This window comes from Fredinandcohnia onubensis (genome assembly GCF_002734285.1).
In the GTDB taxonomy this organism is placed as follows: domain Bacteria; phylum Bacillota; class Bacilli; order Bacillales; family Bacillaceae_L; genus Ferdinandcohnia; species Ferdinandcohnia onubensis_A.
In genome coordinates, this window is sequence record NZ_NSEA01000002.1 from 89,008 (window position 1) to 106,910 (window position 17,903).

20 protein-coding genes are annotated in these 17,903 nt (G+C 36.2%); 7 read left to right on the forward strand and 13 right to left on the reverse strand.

The features are described 5' to 3' along the window. Positions 1–26: 26 nt before the first annotated feature. A complete protein-coding gene (locus CKJ95_RS01280; protein WP_099351607.1) occupies positions 27–308 on the reverse strand; it encodes a hypothetical protein in 282 nt (93 codons plus the stop codon). Positions 309–701: 393 nt separating this feature from the next. Here CKJ95_RS01280 and cspD point away from each other — a divergent pair, with 393 nt between their 5' ends. Continuing rightward, on the forward strand, positions 702–902 hold the full coding sequence (cspD, locus tag CKJ95_RS01285) for a cold-shock protein CspD (protein ID WP_099351608.1): 201 nt from the start codon (positions 702–704) through the stop codon (positions 900–902). Positions 903–1,002: 100 nt separating this feature from the next. Here the strand turns inward: cspD and CKJ95_RS01290 are convergent, their stop codons facing one another. Together CKJ95_RS01290 and CKJ95_RS01295 are read right to left on the reverse strand one after the other, a co-directional pair. After that, a complete protein-coding gene (locus CKJ95_RS01290) occupies positions 1,003–1,179 on the reverse strand; it encodes a zinc-finger domain-containing protein (protein WP_099351609.1) in 177 nt (58 codons plus the stop codon). A gap of 106 nt (positions 1,180–1,285) precedes the next feature. Then, positions 1,286–1,945 carry a ribonuclease H family protein gene (locus CKJ95_RS01295; protein ID WP_099351610.1) on the reverse strand — a complete coding sequence of 220 codons (660 nt, stop codon included), beginning with the start codon at positions 1,943–1,945 and terminating at the stop codon, positions 1,286–1,288. 188 nt (positions 1,946–2,133) lie between these two features. Here CKJ95_RS01295 and CKJ95_RS01300 point away from each other — a divergent pair, with 188 nt between their 5' ends. Next, on the forward strand, positions 2,134–2,811 hold the full coding sequence (locus tag CKJ95_RS01300; protein ID WP_099351611.1) for a queuosine precursor transporter: 678 nt from the start codon (positions 2,134–2,136) through the stop codon (positions 2,809–2,811). A gap of 112 nt (positions 2,812–2,923) precedes the next feature. Then, a complete protein-coding gene (locus CKJ95_RS01305) occupies positions 2,924–3,316 on the forward strand; it encodes a reverse transcriptase-like protein (protein WP_099351612.1) in 393 nt (130 codons plus the stop codon). Between the two features lie 31 nt (positions 3,317–3,347). On the opposite strand, the gene CKJ95_RS01310 is transcribed toward CKJ95_RS01305, so the two are convergent. Together CKJ95_RS01310 and CKJ95_RS01315 are read right to left on the reverse strand one after the other, a co-directional pair. Further along, positions 3,348–3,626: a DUF6123 family protein gene (locus CKJ95_RS01310; RefSeq protein ID WP_099351613.1), complete on the reverse strand. Its 279-nt coding sequence runs from the start codon at positions 3,624–3,626 to the stop codon at positions 3,348–3,350. A gap of 59 nt (positions 3,627–3,685) precedes the next feature. Then, entirely contained in the window at positions 3,686–4,147 is a 462-nt protein-coding gene (locus tag CKJ95_RS01315; protein ID WP_099351614.1) for a divergent PAP2 family protein, read from the reverse strand. Positions 4,148–4,246: 99 nt separating this feature from the next. On the opposite strand from CKJ95_RS01315, the gene sspL reads away from it, so the two are divergent. Then, on the forward strand, positions 4,247–4,384 hold the full coding sequence (gene sspL / locus CKJ95_RS01320; RefSeq protein WP_099351615.1) for a small, acid-soluble spore protein L: 138 nt from the start codon (positions 4,247–4,249) through the stop codon (positions 4,382–4,384). 231 nt (positions 4,385–4,615) lie between these two features. Here the strand turns inward: sspL and CKJ95_RS01325 are convergent, their stop codons facing one another. From CKJ95_RS01325 to CKJ95_RS01355, 7 genes are all read right to left on the reverse strand, one after another. Further along, positions 4,616–5,479 (reverse strand): 5'-3' exonuclease, encoded by an 864-nt coding sequence (locus tag CKJ95_RS01325; protein ID WP_099351616.1) that lies wholly within the window; start codon positions 5,477–5,479, stop codon positions 4,616–4,618. A gap of 302 nt (positions 5,480–5,781) precedes the next feature. Beyond that, on the reverse strand, positions 5,782–6,039 hold the full coding sequence (locus tag CKJ95_RS01330; RefSeq protein WP_099351617.1) for a YpbS family protein: 258 nt from the start codon (positions 6,037–6,039) through the stop codon (positions 5,782–5,784). Continuing rightward, positions 6,039–6,233, reverse strand: coding sequence for a hypothetical protein (locus CKJ95_RS01335; RefSeq protein WP_099351618.1), 195 nt, complete (start codon positions 6,231–6,233; stop codon positions 6,039–6,041). The genes CKJ95_RS01330 and CKJ95_RS01335 overlap by 1 nt, the downstream gene beginning before the upstream one ends. Before the next feature lie 7 nt (positions 6,234–6,240). Continuing rightward, on the reverse strand, positions 6,241–9,921 hold the full coding sequence (locus tag CKJ95_RS01340; RefSeq protein WP_180271389.1) for a dynamin family protein: 3,681 nt from the start codon (positions 9,919–9,921) through the stop codon (positions 6,241–6,243). Positions 9,922–10,245: 324 nt separating this feature from the next. Beyond that, positions 10,246–10,818, reverse strand: coding sequence for an isoprenylcysteine carboxyl methyltransferase family protein (locus tag CKJ95_RS01345; RefSeq protein ID WP_099351620.1), 573 nt, complete (start codon positions 10,816–10,818; stop codon positions 10,246–10,248). A gap of 1 nt (position 10,819) precedes the next feature. After that, positions 10,820–11,914: a type III polyketide synthase gene (locus tag CKJ95_RS01350; protein ID WP_099351621.1), complete on the reverse strand. Its 1,095-nt coding sequence runs from the start codon at positions 11,912–11,914 to the stop codon at positions 10,820–10,822. Positions 11,915–12,308: 394 nt separating this feature from the next. Beyond that, the gene (locus CKJ95_RS01355) at positions 12,309–13,388 is read right to left on the reverse strand and encodes a PRK06851 family protein (protein ID WP_099351622.1); all 1,080 of its coding nucleotides are present in this window, start codon (positions 13,386–13,388) and stop codon (positions 12,309–12,311) included. A gap of 560 nt (positions 13,389–13,948) precedes the next feature. Between CKJ95_RS01355 and CKJ95_RS01360 the strand changes: the two genes are divergently transcribed. The 3 genes from CKJ95_RS01360 (at position 13,949) to CKJ95_RS01370 (ending at position 16,337) form a co-directional block, all read left to right on the forward strand. Then, on the forward strand, positions 13,949–14,104 hold the full coding sequence (locus tag CKJ95_RS01360) for a cytochrome c oxidase subunit 2A (RefSeq protein WP_099351623.1): 156 nt from the start codon (positions 13,949–13,951) through the stop codon (positions 14,102–14,104). 110 nt (positions 14,105–14,214) lie between these two features. Next, positions 14,215–14,685 carry a cytochrome c oxidase subunit II gene (locus CKJ95_RS01365; protein ID WP_099351624.1) on the forward strand — a complete coding sequence of 157 codons (471 nt, stop codon included), beginning with the start codon at positions 14,215–14,217 and terminating at the stop codon, positions 14,683–14,685. Then, positions 14,685–16,337, forward strand: coding sequence for a b(o/a)3-type cytochrome-c oxidase subunit 1 (locus tag CKJ95_RS01370; protein WP_099351625.1), 1,653 nt, complete (start codon positions 14,685–14,687; stop codon positions 16,335–16,337). Before CKJ95_RS01365 ends, CKJ95_RS01370 begins: the two co-directional genes overlap by 1 nt. A gap of 43 nt (positions 16,338–16,380) precedes the next feature. Here CKJ95_RS01370 and CKJ95_RS01375 read toward each other — a convergent pair whose 3' ends face one another. Further along, positions 16,381–17,898 (reverse strand): carboxypeptidase M32, encoded by a 1,518-nt coding sequence (locus CKJ95_RS01375; RefSeq protein WP_099351626.1) that lies wholly within the window; start codon positions 17,896–17,898, stop codon positions 16,381–16,383. Positions 17,899–17,903: the final 5 nt, after the last annotated feature.

Below are 17,903 nucleotides of genomic sequence, written 5' to 3' on the forward strand. Positions count from 1 at the left end.
AGAGATAATAAAAGTTAAAAAACCATTCATGATGGTTTTTTAACTTCATTTCTTTGGAGATACATATGCGAATGTTCGACAATATGATGGATAGAGATGACAGTTAAATCACCATGCTGCACCGTGCCAACGGCTAGGCGCCCTTGCTCATCCTCAACAATGAATGGAGTTTCATGGTCTGCAGTCATTATACTTTCACATATGGATGCTATTTTTTTATACAGATAATCCTTATTGACCTTGGTGCTTCTCGAATTTGAGGTAAACCTGATGATGATTTCTTTCCCATTGTAGTTGTGTCTAAACATAATATAGCCTCCATCCAACATTAATGATAAAACGCTTTCATTTTCGTGTTTTTTGCAAGATGAATCGATAATCGTATTGGACACCTCAAACTTCTCTTTCTATTATTATATCAAATTATGGAATTTCTTCAATAATTATTCGAATATACGAAAATATTTAACAATTTTTATATTTATCCTCCTCTTTGTCACAAATATTTTCCAATAATACGTAAAAAACCCTTTATTCCCTTGACTTAACACGATTTAGGTTGTATATTAAAATCATCATTTAGCTAGTAGTTTAGTATTTTTTTTACAATATTATTATTTTAAAGATACATAAATAGGTAGCTAATTGATAAAAATTTTCACGATGCACGGTTGTGCCGAAGGTTTAGGAGGAAAAGCATAATGCAAAACGGTAAAGTAAAATGGTTTAACAATGAAAAAGGATTTGGCTTCATCGAAGTTGAAGGCGGAGACGATGTATTCGTACACTTCACAGCTATTCAAGGTGACGGTTACAAATCTTTAGAAGAAGGCCAAGAAGTTTCTTTCGAAGTTGTTGAAGGAAATCGTGGACCTCAAGCTGCGAACGTTGTAAAGCTATAATTCTTACATTCTAACTTAACAATGTGAAACCAAGGCTGATTTTTTTTATCAGCCTTTTCTTTGGGCTCTTTCTACCTAAAAAGAGCCCTTTTTACGTATATTACGATAGTTTCTCTCCGTATTCCTTCAGCTTTTGACCAACGGTGCAGTTTTTAATACAAAAGTTTTGGGCGTAGCGTTTGCCATGTTCTTTGCGAAAATATTCTTTTACAAAACAATCTTGGCAATAGGTGTCAAGTATTTCACCAACTTCCAAAATAAGTTCCTTGCGTTTCATGAAAAAAATCAGCTCCTATTTTCATCGGTATCACCCACTCGAACGAATAATGACCCATCCCATCAAATTCACCTACTTTATGAGTATGATGATTAGGCTTAATTACTTACCCTTTTATTTCAATTTTACTGGAAACAATTGTTCCTTCGAGCGCCTGAGTAGCTAGTCGATCTGCTTCTGCATTTTGTTTCCTGCCAATCGGATCATATATTGGATGAATCCCTAACTTTTCAATTCTCTCCTCTATCCTATCCAGCCACTTATTCAGGTTCTCCTCAAAACACGGCCACTCCCCTGACAATTGTTTTAATACAACATGGGAATCCCCTTTAAATGTGACAGTTGCATGCTGTACACCTATTTCCTCTAGTGTATTTAAAAGCAACCAGAATGCTGCGTATTCTGCCTCGTTATTTGATTCCATTTCTTCAAATACTTCATTTATCCTAACCCGATAGGGCTTTTTATTTTGGGAATAGTATATAGCAACTCCTAAGCCGGCCTTACCTGATTGTATATCAAACCCACCATCAAAATAAGCAATAATATCCTGAGGTTCAGTTTCAACTACTTTGATCAATTTAATTATTTCTTTTTTTGTCCATTTTGTATGACGCTCATCATAAAATACGAGTTCTTTTGTGCGTCCAGTTCGTTCAAAGTCATCTGCTAAGAGCAATGCCTCTTCCGCAGATACTTCATCGGACATTAAGGTAATCACTTGGTTTTTTGGCGTTTTATAAGTCCATTCCAGCTTAAGTTTCATCATGCTCATCCTCTCTAGTGGAACGTATCTTCATTTTTCCTAATTTTTTACTCATTATACACTTTTTCCATTAGGTTATGTACTTCCACTTTTATTCATATCGTACTATAATTAACCTTTGACAATTTAATGATGTCCTTTCGCGGTTCGTAAACTCCCGCGTTATCAAAACTACAGGAGGTAATAGTATGTATAACGAAATTCTTTGGTTCGTTTTTGCAATTGTCAATTTCATTTTAGTCTTAACGATTTACCGCATCTTCGGAAAATCCGGGTTATTTGTTTGGATTGGTTTTTCTACCGTTATAGCAAATCTGCAGGTTGTAAAAACGGTTGAGCTATTTGGATTAACCGCCACCCTCGGTAATATTATGTATGGAACAACCTTCTTAATAACTGATATTCTGAATGAAAAGTATGGAAAAGAGGAAGCAAAAAAAGGTGTTTGGCTTGGCTTTTTCACACTGCTTTCAATGATTATTATCATGCAGTTTGTTCTTGCGTTTGACCCGCATGAGGTGGACTTTGCTCAAGGCTCTTTGGAAACAATCTTTGGACTTCTTCCGCGGATTGCCTTAGGAAGCCTACTTGCGTTTCTGATTAGTCAATATTCGGACGTTATTATTTATTCAAAAATTAAAGCACGCTTTCCTAAGGATAACCAGCTATGGATACGGAATAATGGTAGCACGATGATTAGCCAACTACTTGATACATTAATCTTTACAAGTGTTGCATTCTTAGGCGCATATCCGTTTGACGTATGGATTGAAATTTTCATCACGACATACTTTATTAAATGGTTAGTTGCTTTAATCGATACACCATTTATTTATATCGCTAGAAGATTTCATAAAAATGCATAACCAACGGGATGGAAAAGGCTGTCTGTGAGCAGACATCCTTTTCTTATTATCTTCACAACTTTACATGATTAATGATAAAATAGCTTTATTTAGTATATTTTGGAGGCATTAAATGATCGAAGTGTATATAGATGGTGCAAGCGCAGGTGATCCTGGTCCGTCTGGTGCTGGGGTTTTTATTAAGGGAAACGGTATCGTGGAAAAACATTCGATTCCTCTTGGGATCATGACAAACCATGAAGCTGAATACTATGCTCTTCTAAAAGGTCTTGAAATTTGCATCAAGAATGACTACAGAGTTGTATCGTTTCGAACGGACTCACAACTGGTTGACCGAGCGATAGCAAAGGAATACGTTAAAAATAAAAAATTTGCTCCCTTGCTTGAAAAAGCACTGCAGCTTTCAAGTGAACTTGACCTCTTTTTTCTCAAGTGGATTCCAAGCACACAAAATAAAGTAGCTGATGAATTAGCAAGACAAGGTATTCGAAAAAATGAAGCTTGAAGAAACCCTTGGACTAACTTGTCCAAGGGTTTTATGCCATTATATTTCGTTCTTCTACAAAACGATACGCTTGTTTTCGATTTTGTATTTGATTTTCCTTCAGCATCTCTAATAAAGATATAAAGAAGCTTCCGTCAAATTCCTTTTGTGCTTTTAAAGTGATTTCAATTGCAACATTGACGATTTCATCTGTTGCGTTGGTATATTGCTGGCCAAATGTAATGAAGCCAACTGCGTCCTCCCCAAAATTAAAACCCTTTTGCGCCAAGAATTGCAAGTATTCATTTACTTTTTTTTCTAATTTAAACAATTGACCCCAACCCCAACAAAAAATTCTATCCTAATAATATCGCATTTTTTGTCGAAATACTACGATTTTTTTGTTAAAAAATGGGCTAAAGTACCTGCAATCATTCCAAATATCGCTCCACCAAGTACTTCTTCTGGCTGATGGCCCAGTCTTTCTTTTATTCTTTTTTCCTTGTTATCATGGTAGTGGTGGTCCTTTTGTCCTGCTAATCGTTCTATTTCTTCATCAAGCTCGTTTACCTTAATTGTAAGTTCACCTGATTGGCGGCGGATCCCCTGTGCATCATACATGACGATTAAACCAAATATGGTGGATAGTGCAAAATCTATCGTGGGAATACCCCTTTTTAACGCAATAAAAGTTGCAAGTGAGGAAACGCCAGCTGAGTGAGAGCTTGGCATCCCACCCGTTTCAAAAAAAGTGCCCCACTCCCATTTTCCCGTTTTGACTTTTTTGATTGGAATTTTTAAAAATTGAGCAAGCCCAATTGTAAGTAGCGCAGTATAGATTCCTTTGTTCACGATTCTCACCTCATGGTTAGTTTCATATATCACCTCATTTTCTATTCAAGACATATTCCAAATTAGGATGGAAATAATACGAAATGGAGGTGACATATCATGGCACAAAAAGGTAACAACCGCGGAAAAGTTCCAAAAGGCGTTAATCCACAAGGTCATAATGAAGATACAGAATTTTCAATGGAACCAAAAAGTGAGCTTGAGAACAAAGCAAAAAAATCAAATACGAAAAGATAAAGTTTTTGTGGGACGCCCTGTGGTTGGTTGTGATGCAGGGCATCCTTGTTGGTACTGACGAGTCGCGGCGTAGGCTATCAGCCGAAAAATTTTCATAATAGCCATATTTTTTATTTATCAGCAATAAAATTTATTTATCGGCCATAAACTTAAATTAACAGCCATAAGCAACATTTTTAATCTTAACCTCTCCAATATAATTAAAAAAGAGCACTCAAATTGAGTACTCCATTAGCTAATATATTGATCTAAGCCTTTAAATTCAAGCTCAGAGAACTTTTCATGCACTTTTTCACGGTTAATTTGGATTAATGCATCTTCAAGTGAACAGTTTATCGGAACTTCGCAATGTATTCTCGCCAATTTACGGGATAAGTGCAGCATTTCTAAATCTTCTTTGATTTTAGTCATTTGGCCTTTTTTTAGATTTTCTACATTTTCAAGAATACCTTCAATTGAACCAAACTGTTGAAGTAATTTTAATGCTGTTTTTTCACCAATTCCTCTAACACCTGGATAATTGTCACTTGTATCACCCATTAATGCTTTTAAGTCAACCATTTGCTGAGGAGTAATTCCTTTTTCTTCAATAAAGCTTTCACTCGTATACTCCGCGTAATTACCGATTCCTTTTTTCATAATTAAAACCGTAATACTTTCATCAAGTAATTGTAATATGTCTTGGTCACCAGTTAGAATGATCACATCAGAGTCTTGGCTATATTGTTTTGCAAGTGTACCAATGCAGTCATCTGCCTCGTATCCAGAAAGTCCAACATTCGGGATATCAAAGGATTCAACTACATCCTTAACTAAATCAAATTGTGGAATTAACTCTTCTGGTGGTGCGCCACGATTTGCTTTATAACCATCATACATTTCAGTACGAAATGTAGAACTCCCCATATCCCAACAGCATATGACATGTGAAGGCTTGTACTTATTGACGGCAGTCATCATATGTTTTACAAATCCATGAATCCCATTTGTTGGAACCCCTTTACTATTTACCATAAAATATCCACTCATCGCCGTTGCATAAAAAGAACGAAACAATAATGCCATACCATCTATTAACATAATCTGATTTTTCATCAGCATATCCTCCCCTTTTAGCAAAATCTTCATAAATAGAATTATAACATATAACTACAGTGCAATTGTTTGTATCTTCCTTCCAAGCGCACAAAAAGGCCCTCTTACACAAGAGGGCTCACATTTATTTACTCTTCAGTTTTTCTGCTTCAATTTCTGCATAGGATGCAAAATGATAGGGGGTAGTCCCTTTTCCTTCTTGCTTTTTATCTTTTTTCGAAGCAGATTGTTTATCGTTTTTCACATGCATGTCTCCTTTATGAGAGATTGTGGTTAGTATTAACCCAACATGCGTGATTTATTTATTTGCGGAATGCGTACTCCTTTACCATTTCAACTGTAACAAGCTTTCTTAATGGAACAATTCCTTTTTTTGCAAGTTTGTTCATTTCGTTCGTCACTTTATTGATTTTATCAACGGTGAATTCTTTGTTTTGTTTTGCTAAAGAAACTGCCTCATCAATAAATAGTTCCCTTTGTTGCTCTAGTCCCACGAACATTTTTACAATTTCGTGCTGTGATTTTGAATGTTTTGTGATTGCTTCATGGACGTTTGTCATTATTTCTCCTCCGTTGTTTCATTCTTCATTAGTTTAACAATATGGGGTTTAGGCGTCCAACAATTGAATTGGTAAGCTGGATTTGTATCATAGCCTAAACGTGCACATCTGTAGATCATCTTGCCACTTTTTCGTTCTGCTAAGAAATGAACACAAGTGGCACATGCATGATACTTTGATTTCGAGTCAGTCAAAATCAAATCACCCCATATGCTCCATATAGTATCCGCTTAGCTTTTCATGCACCTGTTCAAGGTTGTCGATATCGATATCCTCAGATAGAATTTTGGTTACACCATCAAAATACTCATGAATCTCTTGCAATGCATCTTTTTGAAGTACTTGTAGCCCTTTATTAAATTCCTGTTTATAGAAATTTACAAGGTATGCTTTGTTTTCTTCAAGATATGAGCTAACTGGAGCATCTAGCAATACTTCTATTTCATCCTGCATTTGTTTTTTCTCATTTTTCTCGAAAAATGATTTAGGATTTTTGAACAGACCCAGTGCCTTTTTGTAACGTGTGTGATCTTCCTGCTCAAGCCCATTCTTAAATTCAATCGTTTCAAAATCTAGTTCAATGGACTCTGAAATACTCATATTTGAATTGATCGACTTAATTTGCTCATTAAAAGTACCGAGCTGGCCATGTAGTCGCTTTGAAATAAAAGTTTCTATCCGCAATGAAGTGGCGCGCAATTCTTGGGCTAAATCAAAGCCTACTGACTCTAAAAATTCAGCCAAACATGATTGTAACGCTTTTTTCAAATCTCGGCCATCATCTCTTAGTGATGATGGGTTGAATGCTTCCTTAAACATATCTGATATACGAAGGAAGACCCTTTGCTTAATGTAGTAACTGAGCTCCTTGATTTCTTGCTCAACCACTCCAAACGCTTCCAGTTCATCAACAGTTTCAATAACAGACTTCATTTTCTCATGCTGGTCTTTAGCATCTTGAAGTTTAGCACGCTTAATATCCTTATCTTCCTTTGCAGATTGAATATACGAATCAATGATTGAAGCAGCACGCTGAATATCAACGTATCCTTCATTAACTGCTACTTCTGTCAACTCATCAATAACAAATGAATGGAAATCAGCTTCAAAACGTTCTATACCCGAAGTCGCAAGGATTCCACGGTCCTTCTGACTATCTTCGTTAAGCTTCTCAAGTAAGGCAGCACGACTTGATACGGTATAGAGTCGAGGAAAACGAATTCCATAACTTACAAGCTGTGACCCGACATAATCTTTTACATCTGATAACTCTTCAGTTGAGTTTGCCAAATCTGCCGCATTAATGATGAAGAACATCTTATCCATACTGAAGGTGTCTTTAACACGGCCAAGTTGAATTAAAAACTCACGGTCTGCTTTAGAGAAAGCATGATTATAATACGTTACAAATAAAATGGCATCGGCATTTTTAATATATTCAAAGGCAACCCCTGTATGGCGAGCATTGATTGAATCTGCCCCTGGTGTATCTACCAACGTAATCCCTTGCTTTGTTAATGGACAATCATAATAAAGCTCAATCCATTCTACAAAGCATGCCTTTTCTTCCTTCGCAACATATTCATTAAAACCATCCATATCGGTCGTTAAAACGTGATCTAGGTCTGAAGCGATGTTCTCAAACCCTGCCAACACTGCTTTTAAGAATGAAAAATGAGGCTTTTCTTTCGCTTCGATCTTTTCGATATTACTAATTCTTGACTTTATGATTTCTATACTGGCATCAAGACTACCCGCTTTTTCACCAAAAATGTGTAATGAGTGGTTGATATCGTCTAATAACTGTTTGGTTGATTTTATCTTTACAAGTACTGTTCCATGTTGATGTTCATCAGTTGGAAATGTAATTTTATTAATTGTTGCTGTTGTTGGGTTAGGTGAAACTGGAAGTGCATGTTTCCCCATTAATGCATTAGCAAAAGAAGACTTCCCTGCACTAAACGCTCCAAATAATGCAACCGTAAAATGTTTATGTTTTAAGCGATGAGCTTTTTCCTGAATATCTTTAGCAAGCGTAGAGAGACCTGTAATTGGTTTAATCAAGTCATGCGCTTTTTCTAAATGAACGATCGCTTGCTCAGATGTTCCTTTTTTTTCTTTATGCTGTTGTGTTGGTTTTTCTTCAGATTTTGGAGTGGCCGCCTCTTGATTCTTCAAATCCTGTAGTATTTCTTCAGTGGAAGAAATCTCAACATCCTCAGCAAATCTAGAAAGTAGTTTTTCAGCTGATTCCACACTATTTATTTCAGAATTTCCATTCATGATGTCGTCAAGCTTCGAACGAATCTCAGTTCGTTTCGACTCAAACTTCTTCAAAGTGGCAAACGCTTCTTGATAAACCTCATATTTATCTAACTCCGCTTTTATCCCTTGCTCTTCTTTTACAGTACTTGACTTAACCTGCTCAAGAATGTCATTTAATAACGCTACTGCTTTTTGTTTATATTTTCTCTTAATATAATTTCCTACATCATCTGTATAAGTTAAAATGTATTCCCCTGTAACACCCGCACCAGGCTTAACTAAATCTTGTAACTCATTAGCACTCAAGTCCGTTGCAAGCTCGTTCCCAGTCGGTTGTTTCGAAAGACGTAGATTTCCTGCAAATTTCCCGACAAAGTCCTTTAAATGCCACTCCAATTGGGTGGACATTCTTTCTTTCACATCTGCTAGAAAAGCTTGCTTTCGTTCTTCACGTTCTTTTTCTGTTTTGTTTTTGGAGAATAACAATCCAACCTTAAAATCTGGCTGCACACATTCAACAAAGTTTTTCGCTAAATCACGAGTCTGGAAAGGCATCAGAATTGCATTTGATAAAATCGTGTCAATTTCATCCATAAATTCTACTTCGATTTTTTCCCTGTTTTTTTCAAAGCTAGTTAATTGATTGTTCAATTTTTCTATTTGAGTTGGGATTGTCTCCCGCTCAGCTTCTGATAATGACCGGAGCTTTTCTTTTGTATCTTCGAGCCCTATAGCATTTTTATCATCTAAGAATGCAATATGCTCTAAAATAATTTGTTTTGCAGAGTGGAATACACCCTCTAATAAAAGTTGTTCCTTGTTAGCAATTTTATCATGGAGCAACTGCTGGACCTGCTTAAACTGATTATGATCGTGATTGGGTTCCTTTAATGTCGTGAAAAAAATATCTGAATAAGCTACATTCCAATTCTGAAATGCCTCTTCGACACCTTGTTTAAAGGAAGCAAAACTCAGCTCTGATTCTTTATGTTTATCCACTTGGTTTACGATTAAATAAACCGTCTTGTTTCGATCCGTAAGTTCCTTTGTAAATTGGAAATTCAACTCTGAAAGGACATGGTTGTAGTCCATCACATAAAACAGCAAATCTGCTAAATGGAGAGCCGATTCAGTTGATACACGATGGGCATCATCAGTAGAGTCAATCCCTGGCGTATCCATCACGATAACTTGCTCTGGGAGTTTCCTATTATCATGACTAATTTCAATGGACTCAATTGCTTCCCCGTCTTTAGCATATGATTTAATCACATCATAATCATAGGGTGCTGGGTATTCAATGATTTTTCCGTCACGGTAGTAGACACGTGCGTATTCTCGTCCTGACTTTACTTTTACTAAATTTGCACTTGTTGGAATCGGGCTTGATGGCAGAAGACTCTCCCCTATGAGTTCATTAATCATGCTCGACTTTCCAGCTGAGAAGTGGCCAGAAAAACCAATCATATATTCAGAGTTATATAGTTTTTTTAGCAACTGAATGATTTTTGAGCTACTTTCTTTATCATTGTTTTTTTCAAAAATGTCATACAAATAAGATAGCCTTTTTTCTAAATCTCCCTTTGTGATGTGTTTAATTTGCTCTGTTTGTATCATGTCTAATCCCCTTATTGTACATTGCATAAAAATTCAATATATATGTATTTTACTCTACACCTATGCTTTTGACAAAGCAGAATATTAGGAATCAAATTTTTCATAAAAAAAACCAGGTATTTACCTGGTTACGTGGATGGAATTATGATGTTTTTTCTGGTTTTGTTTTGAGTTTAGGATATTATGTAGGACGTGATACATGATAAAGCTGTATATTCCAATTGTTAGTGTTATAAATAAAGTTAGCAATCTAATCACCAGCTTTCAACTGATAGTGATAATTATTTTCATCTTTAATTAGTTTATCAGCAGTTTTCGCTCTTTTCAATCTTTTTTTAACGGTTTCATTCTATTTGGAATGAATCGATTACTCACCAAGCCGATATTGTGATATTCAACATGAACAGCTAAAGCTCGTTCTTCGATTGGAATCCGAATCGCCATTACCATCAGGTTAAATATTGAAAAAGCAATAGCCGTTATATAAGCCTTGAATAACACCGGGATTAGGATTATCTCTAACGCTACAACAAGGTAATTGGGATGCTTAAGATATTTATATGGACCTTTTGTCTGCACTTGTTTTGTCGGGAGGATCATAATTTTCGTATTCCAAAACATACCTAATGATTGAAGTGCCCATAATCTTCCTAACTGTGTTAACGCAAATAAGAAAAAAAGAACAGGGTAATATGTTGATAACTCTTTTTTAAAATAGACAACTTCCACCATGACCGAAAGAAAAAACAGGATATGCATGAGTACAATGTATTTGTAATGCCTATGCCCTACCTCATAGCCACCATGAGACAAAATCCACTTTTCATTTCTTTTGGCAATTCGCATTTCAATTAATCTTTGGGCGATTACCAACGTAATAAATATCCAAAATATCATCCTATTTCCTCCATTGTAAAAGGACTAACTCTGAGCTAAACCCAGGTCCTAAGGCTGTAACAAGCCCATAGTCGCCCTCATTACCTAGCTGCTTTTCCATAAATTCTTTCAATACATAAAGCACCGTTACAGAAGACATATTCCCCTGCTTTCGTAAAACTTCTCTAGAGATTTCTGTCATCGATCGTGGAATTTCAAGTGCTGCCTCATATGCGTCTAATACCTTTTTTCCACCTGGATGGGCGATAAAATGCTTTATATCGTTCATATCCAACTGATTTGTATGTAAATACTCATCAACATTTCCTTTTAACCACGATTTTACAATACTAGGGATATCCTTTGAAAAAATCACGTGCAGACCTGTATTTTTTATATCCCAGCCCATCACATCCTCTGAATCTGCCATCAAGGTCGATTGCGCTGAAACAAATTCGGGTAAAACATCCGATACTGAATATTCCTTATACTCTACTTCATTTCCCACAATACATGCACAAGCTGTTCCATCCGCAAATAAAGAAGTGCCTATTAAATTGCTCTTAGTAAAGTCATTTTTTTGAAAAGTTAAGCTGCAAAGCTCAACTGCAACGACAAGCACCTTTGCATCCGGGTATGCTTTACAGTAATCAAATGCCCTCGCCAATCCAGATGCCCCTCCCGCACAACCAAGTCCCCAGATTGGAATCCGCTTTGTATGTACTCCGAAATCCATTTGATTCATGATCCTTGCTTCAATACTTGGAGTAGAAATTCCAGAACTCGATATAAAAATGATTGCATCAATTTCTTTGGGCGTGATCTTTTTTTTAAGCATGTTGGTATTATTTAAGCAGTTCTGAATGGATTTCACTCCAAACGAAATTGCTTTTTCAATATATGTATTATTTTTTTCTTCAAAGCTATGGTCTTTGCTATACCACTCTAATGATTCGCTGAAATACCGTTCCTCGATTTCACTATTAGCGAATACTCGGATGAGACGGTCAATGTCTGGAAAATGTTCTTGGAATAAGTCCTTGATAAATTCAGTTGTTTTGGATTGATTAATCTTATGTGGTGGATTACAAATACCAACTGAAATGATTTTAGGCATAGGAGCCCCCCTCACTTTAAAGGCAATCTCTTAAGGTTACTTTTTCCAGTTTTAAATTTAGTATGCAAACAATTAAAAAAGGGCACAAAAAAAGCCTTCCCAACACGGGAAAGCTCACGTTTCAAAGGAGTTGTTTTGTTGTTGTGCATTTATAGTATAACTCAAACGTTTTAAACATTCACTAGTAAAATTTTGGATTCCGGCCGAAAATGACACATCGAATTTCTGCGTTGGCTTGCTTTTCCGTTCCTCACGTATTAACAACATACGTTCCGGTACTCAAAGCTGCACCGCCTTGAACTTTCGACGCACAGGATGTGCTAGTGTCGGCGTCGCCACAGGACGTGGCGCCTTCGCCGACGCGGTCCTTTTCAACCTTTTTTAACTAACACCTTTACAGTAATGTCTTTACAATTTCTTCTCGCTTTTTGTCGATTGCATTAAAGTCCATGGCAGCTTTATAGTAATCTTCAAGTTTGTCATGAAGTCTTTTTGCTTCGCTTAAATAGTTCGTACCAATCGCCATTTTATTCTTGTATTCTAGGTTAAGCTCTTCAATTTCTTTTTTAAACGTGTTTTCAATTTTTGGGTCCATGCACAAAGCAAACATATCTACAACTTCATCACCCTCACGGAATGGGTCGACAACATGTGGTGCCGTTCCATCTACAATTGAAACACCCAACTTTGGAATGATGATCATATCTATGCTTTTTGGGTCAAAGGCACAATGGAAATATTCGACTGATAATCCCTGTTGTTCTGCATGCTTGGCGACCTTCTTCATCAAAGTCGATTTTCCACTTCCTGGTCTGCCTTTAATTATATAGCGCTTATCATAATCTTCTGTAATATTATCTATGAAATTAACTGCACCCTTCGGTGTAGCCGCTCCAAAGAAACGTCTTCTTTTTGTTGGATGTTCCTCGGCTGTAAATGGTTTACTAAATATTTCATCGATCAAGTTCTGAAGGACAGCATCTGCCTTTTTAAAGCTCATGGATGAAACATAAATATCCTCACGCTTTAAATGTACCTTCTTAGCTTCCGCAAAGGTTTTATAAGCATCTTCAAAGTTCTTTGAAATATCATCTGTTAGTTCGATGATTTCATCCTTAAATTGAGCTAAGTATTGATCATTGCGGTATTGACCGAGGTCAATCACCTTTTCAACGACTCCAGGGTATTTAGGCTCGATCACATGTGGTGCCGTTCCGTCTACAAATCCTAATTTTCGTTCAGGAATAATGATTCCATCTATAGAGTGATTATCTGAAGAACAGTGTAAGTATTCGAGATCGAAGCCTTTCTCCATAAACACAAGACCTATTTTCCTCATGAAGGTGGACTTCCCTGTTCCGGGTCCCCCTTTTAAAATATATAGAGTTTCTAGCCCTTTTAATGCCTCATCATAAAACGAGTAAAAACCTACACTTGAATTTGTACCTGCATAATAATTTTTTACTTTTGCCATATAAACTACATACCTCCTTGTAGACATTCGCCTACATTAGAGTATGGCAGGTATATGTTGTGTGTGAATAAAAATAATATTGTTTTCGAACCGTAACATTTTATTTTTTCTATTTTAATAAAACTTTTACTTTCATAATCACAAGAAAATCACTATTAAAAAATAGTGATTAAGAGGACTTTTGATCGTTCTTTTGTACATTAATATCAATTTGACTAATTGTACCATTCCCACATTTAAAACATCTTTCTTTATTATTTAGCATGAGCGTATGACATCTAGAACAATAATACCTAATCATTTACACACCACTCCCTTTTTTATTATCTTATGTTGAAGTTTGAACTGCTGTTATAACGTATGTCACAAATTAGTCAAATGTTTTCTTTTCCAAATGTGATAAAAATCACTGTTTTATTAAGTTTTCACTATTAATATAGTGATTAGATTAGGAATGAACAATTTGTGAAATAGTCAAAACCGACTAGTTTTTATCAAATTGTTTTGTATGATGATTATGTAAAAACCTTTGAATTTACGCTTGAAGGGAGTCGTGAGGAATGGCAAAGACACAGCTTACAAAAACAAACCAAAAGACAAAAATTGAGGATGAAAGAACTTCATTAAAAGGAACATTGGCATCTGTATTTTTACTTGGACTTTTCTTAATTTTATCTTGGCTTGGTGTCTATTTCTTGTTCTTAGACAGATTGTAAAAGTAATCTCTATCTAAGATTACGAGGCAAATTCATTTAAAAATGGCTTGTAATATTTTATGAGAAAACAAACAGAAAAAGAATGTGAAAATTTGAAAGGGGAAAAAGCCATGCATCTGCATAAATTTGAAAAAATATGGCTCACTTTTGGTATCGGAATACTTTTCGTATTTCTAGCAGTTGTTGGTGTTGGCGCATTTGCGATGGGTCACCAGCCAGCAAGTAGTATTAAAACAATCGATCCTGAAAAGGTTGCTGAAACAGCACCATTTGATAATCCTGGACTAGTTCATATTGAAGGTAACAAATATGAATTAAACCTTGTTGCAGAAGCCTTTGCGTATACACCTAGTACCATCCAAATTCCAAAAGACGCAGAGGTAACAATTAACGTAGCAACAAAAGACGTTGTTCACGGATTTTCAATTGCCGGTACAAACGTCAATATGATGGTTGAACCTGGATATGTTAGCACTTATACTCAAACATTTTCTAAAACAGGCGAATTTTTAGTGTTATGTAATGAATATTGTGGAGCTGGACACCACTTAATGATGGCAAAAGTTGAGGTGACCGAATAATGATAAATTCAAATTTCAAGGTAGACAGAAACGATGGAAAATTAGCAATGGCACACTTTTACGTTGCCTTCGCTGCTTTACTTCTTGGGGGAACTGCCGGTTTACTTCAAACTCTTGTTCGTTCAGGAGAATTTACTTTACCAGCTGGAATCGGTTACTATCAACTATTAACCGTTCACGGAGTTTTATTGGGACTTGTACTTACTACATTTTTTATTATAGGATTTCTATTTGCTAGCTTAAGTAAAACAGCAGGAACCCTATCACCGAAAATTCGTTTAACGGGTTGGATTGGTTTTTGGACAATGACAATTGGAACTGCTTCTACAGCAACTACAATTCTTTTAGGTGAAGCATCTGTTCTATACACATTTTATGCACCTCTACAAGCACATCCGTTCTTTTATATTGGGTTAGCACTTGTTGTGGTTGGTAGCTGGATCAGTGGCTTTGCAATGTTCACCCATTTTGGTAAGTGGAAGAAAGCAAATCCAGGTCAAGTAACACCTTTATTAAGCTTTATGGCTGTAATGACAATGATTTTATGGTTAGTTGCAACACTTGGTGTAGCTGCATCTGTTCTTATTCAATTTATTCCATGGTCTTTTGGTTGGGTTGAAACAATTGATGTTCTCATCAGTCGAACATTATTCTGGTATTTTGGTCACCCACTTGTGTATTTCTGGTTATTACCTGCGTACATGGCATGGTATGTTGTGATTCCAAAAGTAATCGGAGGAAAGATCTTCTCAGATGCACTTGCAAGATTATCATTTATTTTGTTCTTGTTATTCTCAATTCCAGTCGGATTCCACCATCAGTTAACTGAACCAGGTATTGATCCAAATTGGAAATACTTACAAGTTGTTCTAACATTCATGGTTGTAATTCCTTCTTTAATGACAGCATTCTCTTTGTTTGCATCTTTCGAGTCATACGGAAGATCAAAAGGAGCGACAGGACTTTTCGGCTGGTTTAGAAAACTTCCATGGGGAGATGCTCGTTTCTTCGCACCATTCATTGGTATGTTATTCTTTATCCCAGCAGGTGCGGGTGGAATTATCAATGCAAGTCACCAGATGAACCAAGTTATTCATAATACAATTTGGGTAACCGGACACTTTCACTTAACTGTAGCAACAACTGTTTTACTAACATTCTTTGGTATCGCCTACTGGTTAATCCCTCATTTAACTGGTCGGGTAATGACAAAAGCGATGAACAAACTTGCCATTATTCAAACAATCGTATGGACAATTGGTATGACGTTTATGTCAACTTCCATGCACTTTGCGGGCTTATTAGGAGCACCAAGACGTTCTGCTTTCTCAACATACGGAGATTCAGCACAAGCAATGGATTGGATACCATATCAAATTGCTCAAGCGATTGGCGGCTCTATTCTTTTTATTGGTATCATCTTAGTTCTAGTTATTTTTATTAATCTTGCCTTCTTTGCTCCAAAAGGGGAAACAGAATTCCCTGTAGGTGAAGTTTCTGAAGAAGCAGAAAAAACACCTATGATTCTAGAAAACTGGAAACTTTGGGTCGGTGTACTAGCGGTATTAATCTTAATCGCTTATACAATTCCATTTGTGGATATGATTCAAAACGCACCACCAGGGGCAAAACCATTTAAACATTTACTATAAGAATCATAAAAGCTACGCAACATAAGATTGCGTAGCTTTTCTTTTATAATTTATAGATTGCACTATATTTGTCTTCTAAATATTGGATTAAATAGTTCGCATTTAACCCCTCACCTGTTACATCTTTGATGATTTCTAAAGGCTTTTTCATTTTTCCATGCTTATGGATATGTTCAGTTAGCCATTCTTTTATTGGGAGTAAGTTCCCCTCTTCAAGTAACTCATCATAGTTAGGAAGGTCCTTTACCATTGCATTCTTGAATTGAGCAGCATACATATATCCAAGTGCGTAGGAAGGGAAATATCCAAAGCTGCCGCCTGCCCAATGGACATCCTGTAGGACTCCTTTTGCATCATTTTCAGGACGAATACCTAAATACTCTTCATACTTGGCATTCCAAATTTCAGGTAGGTCTTTTACTTCAATCTCATCATTAAACAAACCTTTTTCAATTTCATAACGCACCATAATATGCAATGGATATGTTAATTCATCTGCTTCAATTCGAATGAATGATGGTTTAGATTCATTTATTGCTCGATAATAGTCCTCTACCGATACTCCGTCAAATTGACCACTTGCATATTCTTTTAATAACTCAAAATTGTTTTTCCAAAATGGCAGGCTGCGCCCAAGTATATTTTCATAAAAAAGGGATTGAGATTCATGTATCCCCATTGAAGTTCCTTGTGCAAGGTTGGTTCCAACTAAATCTGAAGAAATGTTTTGCTCATAGAGAGCATGTCCACCTTCATGGATCGTTCCAAAAACCGCAGTTCTAAAGTCATTTTCAACATAATTTGTTGTAACACGAACGTCCCCTGGATTTAAGCCAGTAGCAAATGGGTGAACAGTTTCATCAAGACGTCCCGCTTCAAAGTCATACCCCATTTTTCTTAGAATCTCTAAACTTAATGCACGCTGTTTTTCCTTAGGAAATTCATTAAATAAAAATGAAGTTTCTGGTTTGTTTTGTGATTCTGTTACTGCTTTAACAAGTGGTACGATTTTATTACGTAATTGAGCAAACACTTGATCAACTACCTCTACTGTAACACCTGGCTCGTACATATCTAATAATGTGTTATACTTATTCCCTTCGTAGCCCCAGTAGTTAATAAATTTTTTCGTGAAATCTACAAGCTTCTCCAAATAGGGGCGGAACATTTCAAAATCAGATTTTTCTTTTGCATCCTCCCATACAGATTCAGCTTTTGATTGAAGAATCACAAACTCACGAAATTCATCAGCAGGAATTTTTTTGTTACGTTCAAAATCCTTTTGACATTCCTCTACTACTTTTTTTGTGATTTCACTAAGTTGTTGCTGAGCTTCAGGAGTCGTTAATTCTTTTAAATAGGTTTCCATTTCAACGGAAGTAGACATTGCAAATACTTCAGAAGACAACATTCCAATAACTTCAGAGCGCTGTTCTACTCCTTTTTTTGGAGCACCCGTTCGCAAGTCCCAATACATAACTCCAATTGCTTCATTGTAACTTGTCATTTTCTTTACTAATTCAAGAAACGCTTGTTCAGTTTGTTTTAGTTGCTCTGACATAATTA

Excerpts from the sequence above, each read along its gene's own strand:
- CKJ95_RS01280 (WP_099351607.1), bottom strand. The coding sequence starts at position 308 with ATGTTTAGACACAACTACAATGGGAAAGAAATCATCATCAGGTTTACC.
- cspD (WP_099351608.1), top strand. The coding sequence starts at position 702 with ATGCAAAACGGTAAAGTAAAATGGTTTAACAATGAAAAAGGATTTGGC.
- CKJ95_RS01290 (WP_099351609.1), bottom strand. The coding sequence starts at position 1,179 with ATGAAACGCAAGGAACTTATTTTGGAAGTTGGTGAAATACTTGACACC.
- CKJ95_RS01295 (WP_099351610.1), bottom strand. The coding sequence starts at position 1,945 with ATGAAACTTAAGCTGGAATGGACTTATAAAACGCCAAAAAACCAAGTG.
- CKJ95_RS01300 (WP_099351611.1), top strand. The coding sequence starts at position 2,134 with ATGTATAACGAAATTCTTTGGTTCGTTTTTGCAATTGTCAATTTCATT.
- CKJ95_RS01305 (WP_099351612.1), top strand. The coding sequence starts at position 2,924 with ATGATCGAAGTGTATATAGATGGTGCAAGCGCAGGTGATCCTGGTCCG.
- sspL (WP_099351615.1), top strand. The coding sequence starts at position 4,247 with ATGGCACAAAAAGGTAACAACCGCGGAAAAGTTCCAAAAGGCGTTAAT.
- CKJ95_RS01325 (WP_099351616.1), bottom strand. The coding sequence starts at position 5,479 with ATGAAAAATCAGATTATGTTAATAGATGGTATGGCATTATTGTTTCGT.
- CKJ95_RS01330 (WP_099351617.1), bottom strand. The coding sequence starts at position 6,039 with ATGACAAACGTCCATGAAGCAATCACAAAACATTCAAAATCACAGCAC.
- CKJ95_RS01340 (WP_180271389.1), bottom strand. The coding sequence starts at position 9,921 with ATGATACAAACAGAGCAAATTAAACACATCACAAAGGGAGATTTAGAA.
- CKJ95_RS01345 (WP_099351620.1), bottom strand. The coding sequence starts at position 10,818 with ATGATATTTTGGATATTTATTACGTTGGTAATCGCCCAAAGATTAATT.
- CKJ95_RS01350 (WP_099351621.1), bottom strand. The coding sequence starts at position 11,914 with ATGCCTAAAATCATTTCAGTTGGTATTTGTAATCCACCACATAAGATT.
- CKJ95_RS01355 (WP_099351622.1), bottom strand. The coding sequence starts at position 13,388 with ATGGCAAAAGTAAAAAATTATTATGCAGGTACAAATTCAAGTGTAGGT.
- CKJ95_RS01360 (WP_099351623.1), top strand. The coding sequence starts at position 13,949 with ATGGCAAAGACACAGCTTACAAAAACAAACCAAAAGACAAAAATTGAG.
- CKJ95_RS01365 (WP_099351624.1), top strand. The coding sequence starts at position 14,215 with ATGCATCTGCATAAATTTGAAAAAATATGGCTCACTTTTGGTATCGGA.
- CKJ95_RS01370 (WP_099351625.1), top strand. The coding sequence starts at position 14,685 with ATGATAAATTCAAATTTCAAGGTAGACAGAAACGATGGAAAATTAGCA.
- CKJ95_RS01375 (WP_099351626.1), bottom strand. The coding sequence starts at position 17,898 with ATGTCAGAGCAACTAAAACAAACTGAACAAGCGTTTCTTGAATTAGTA.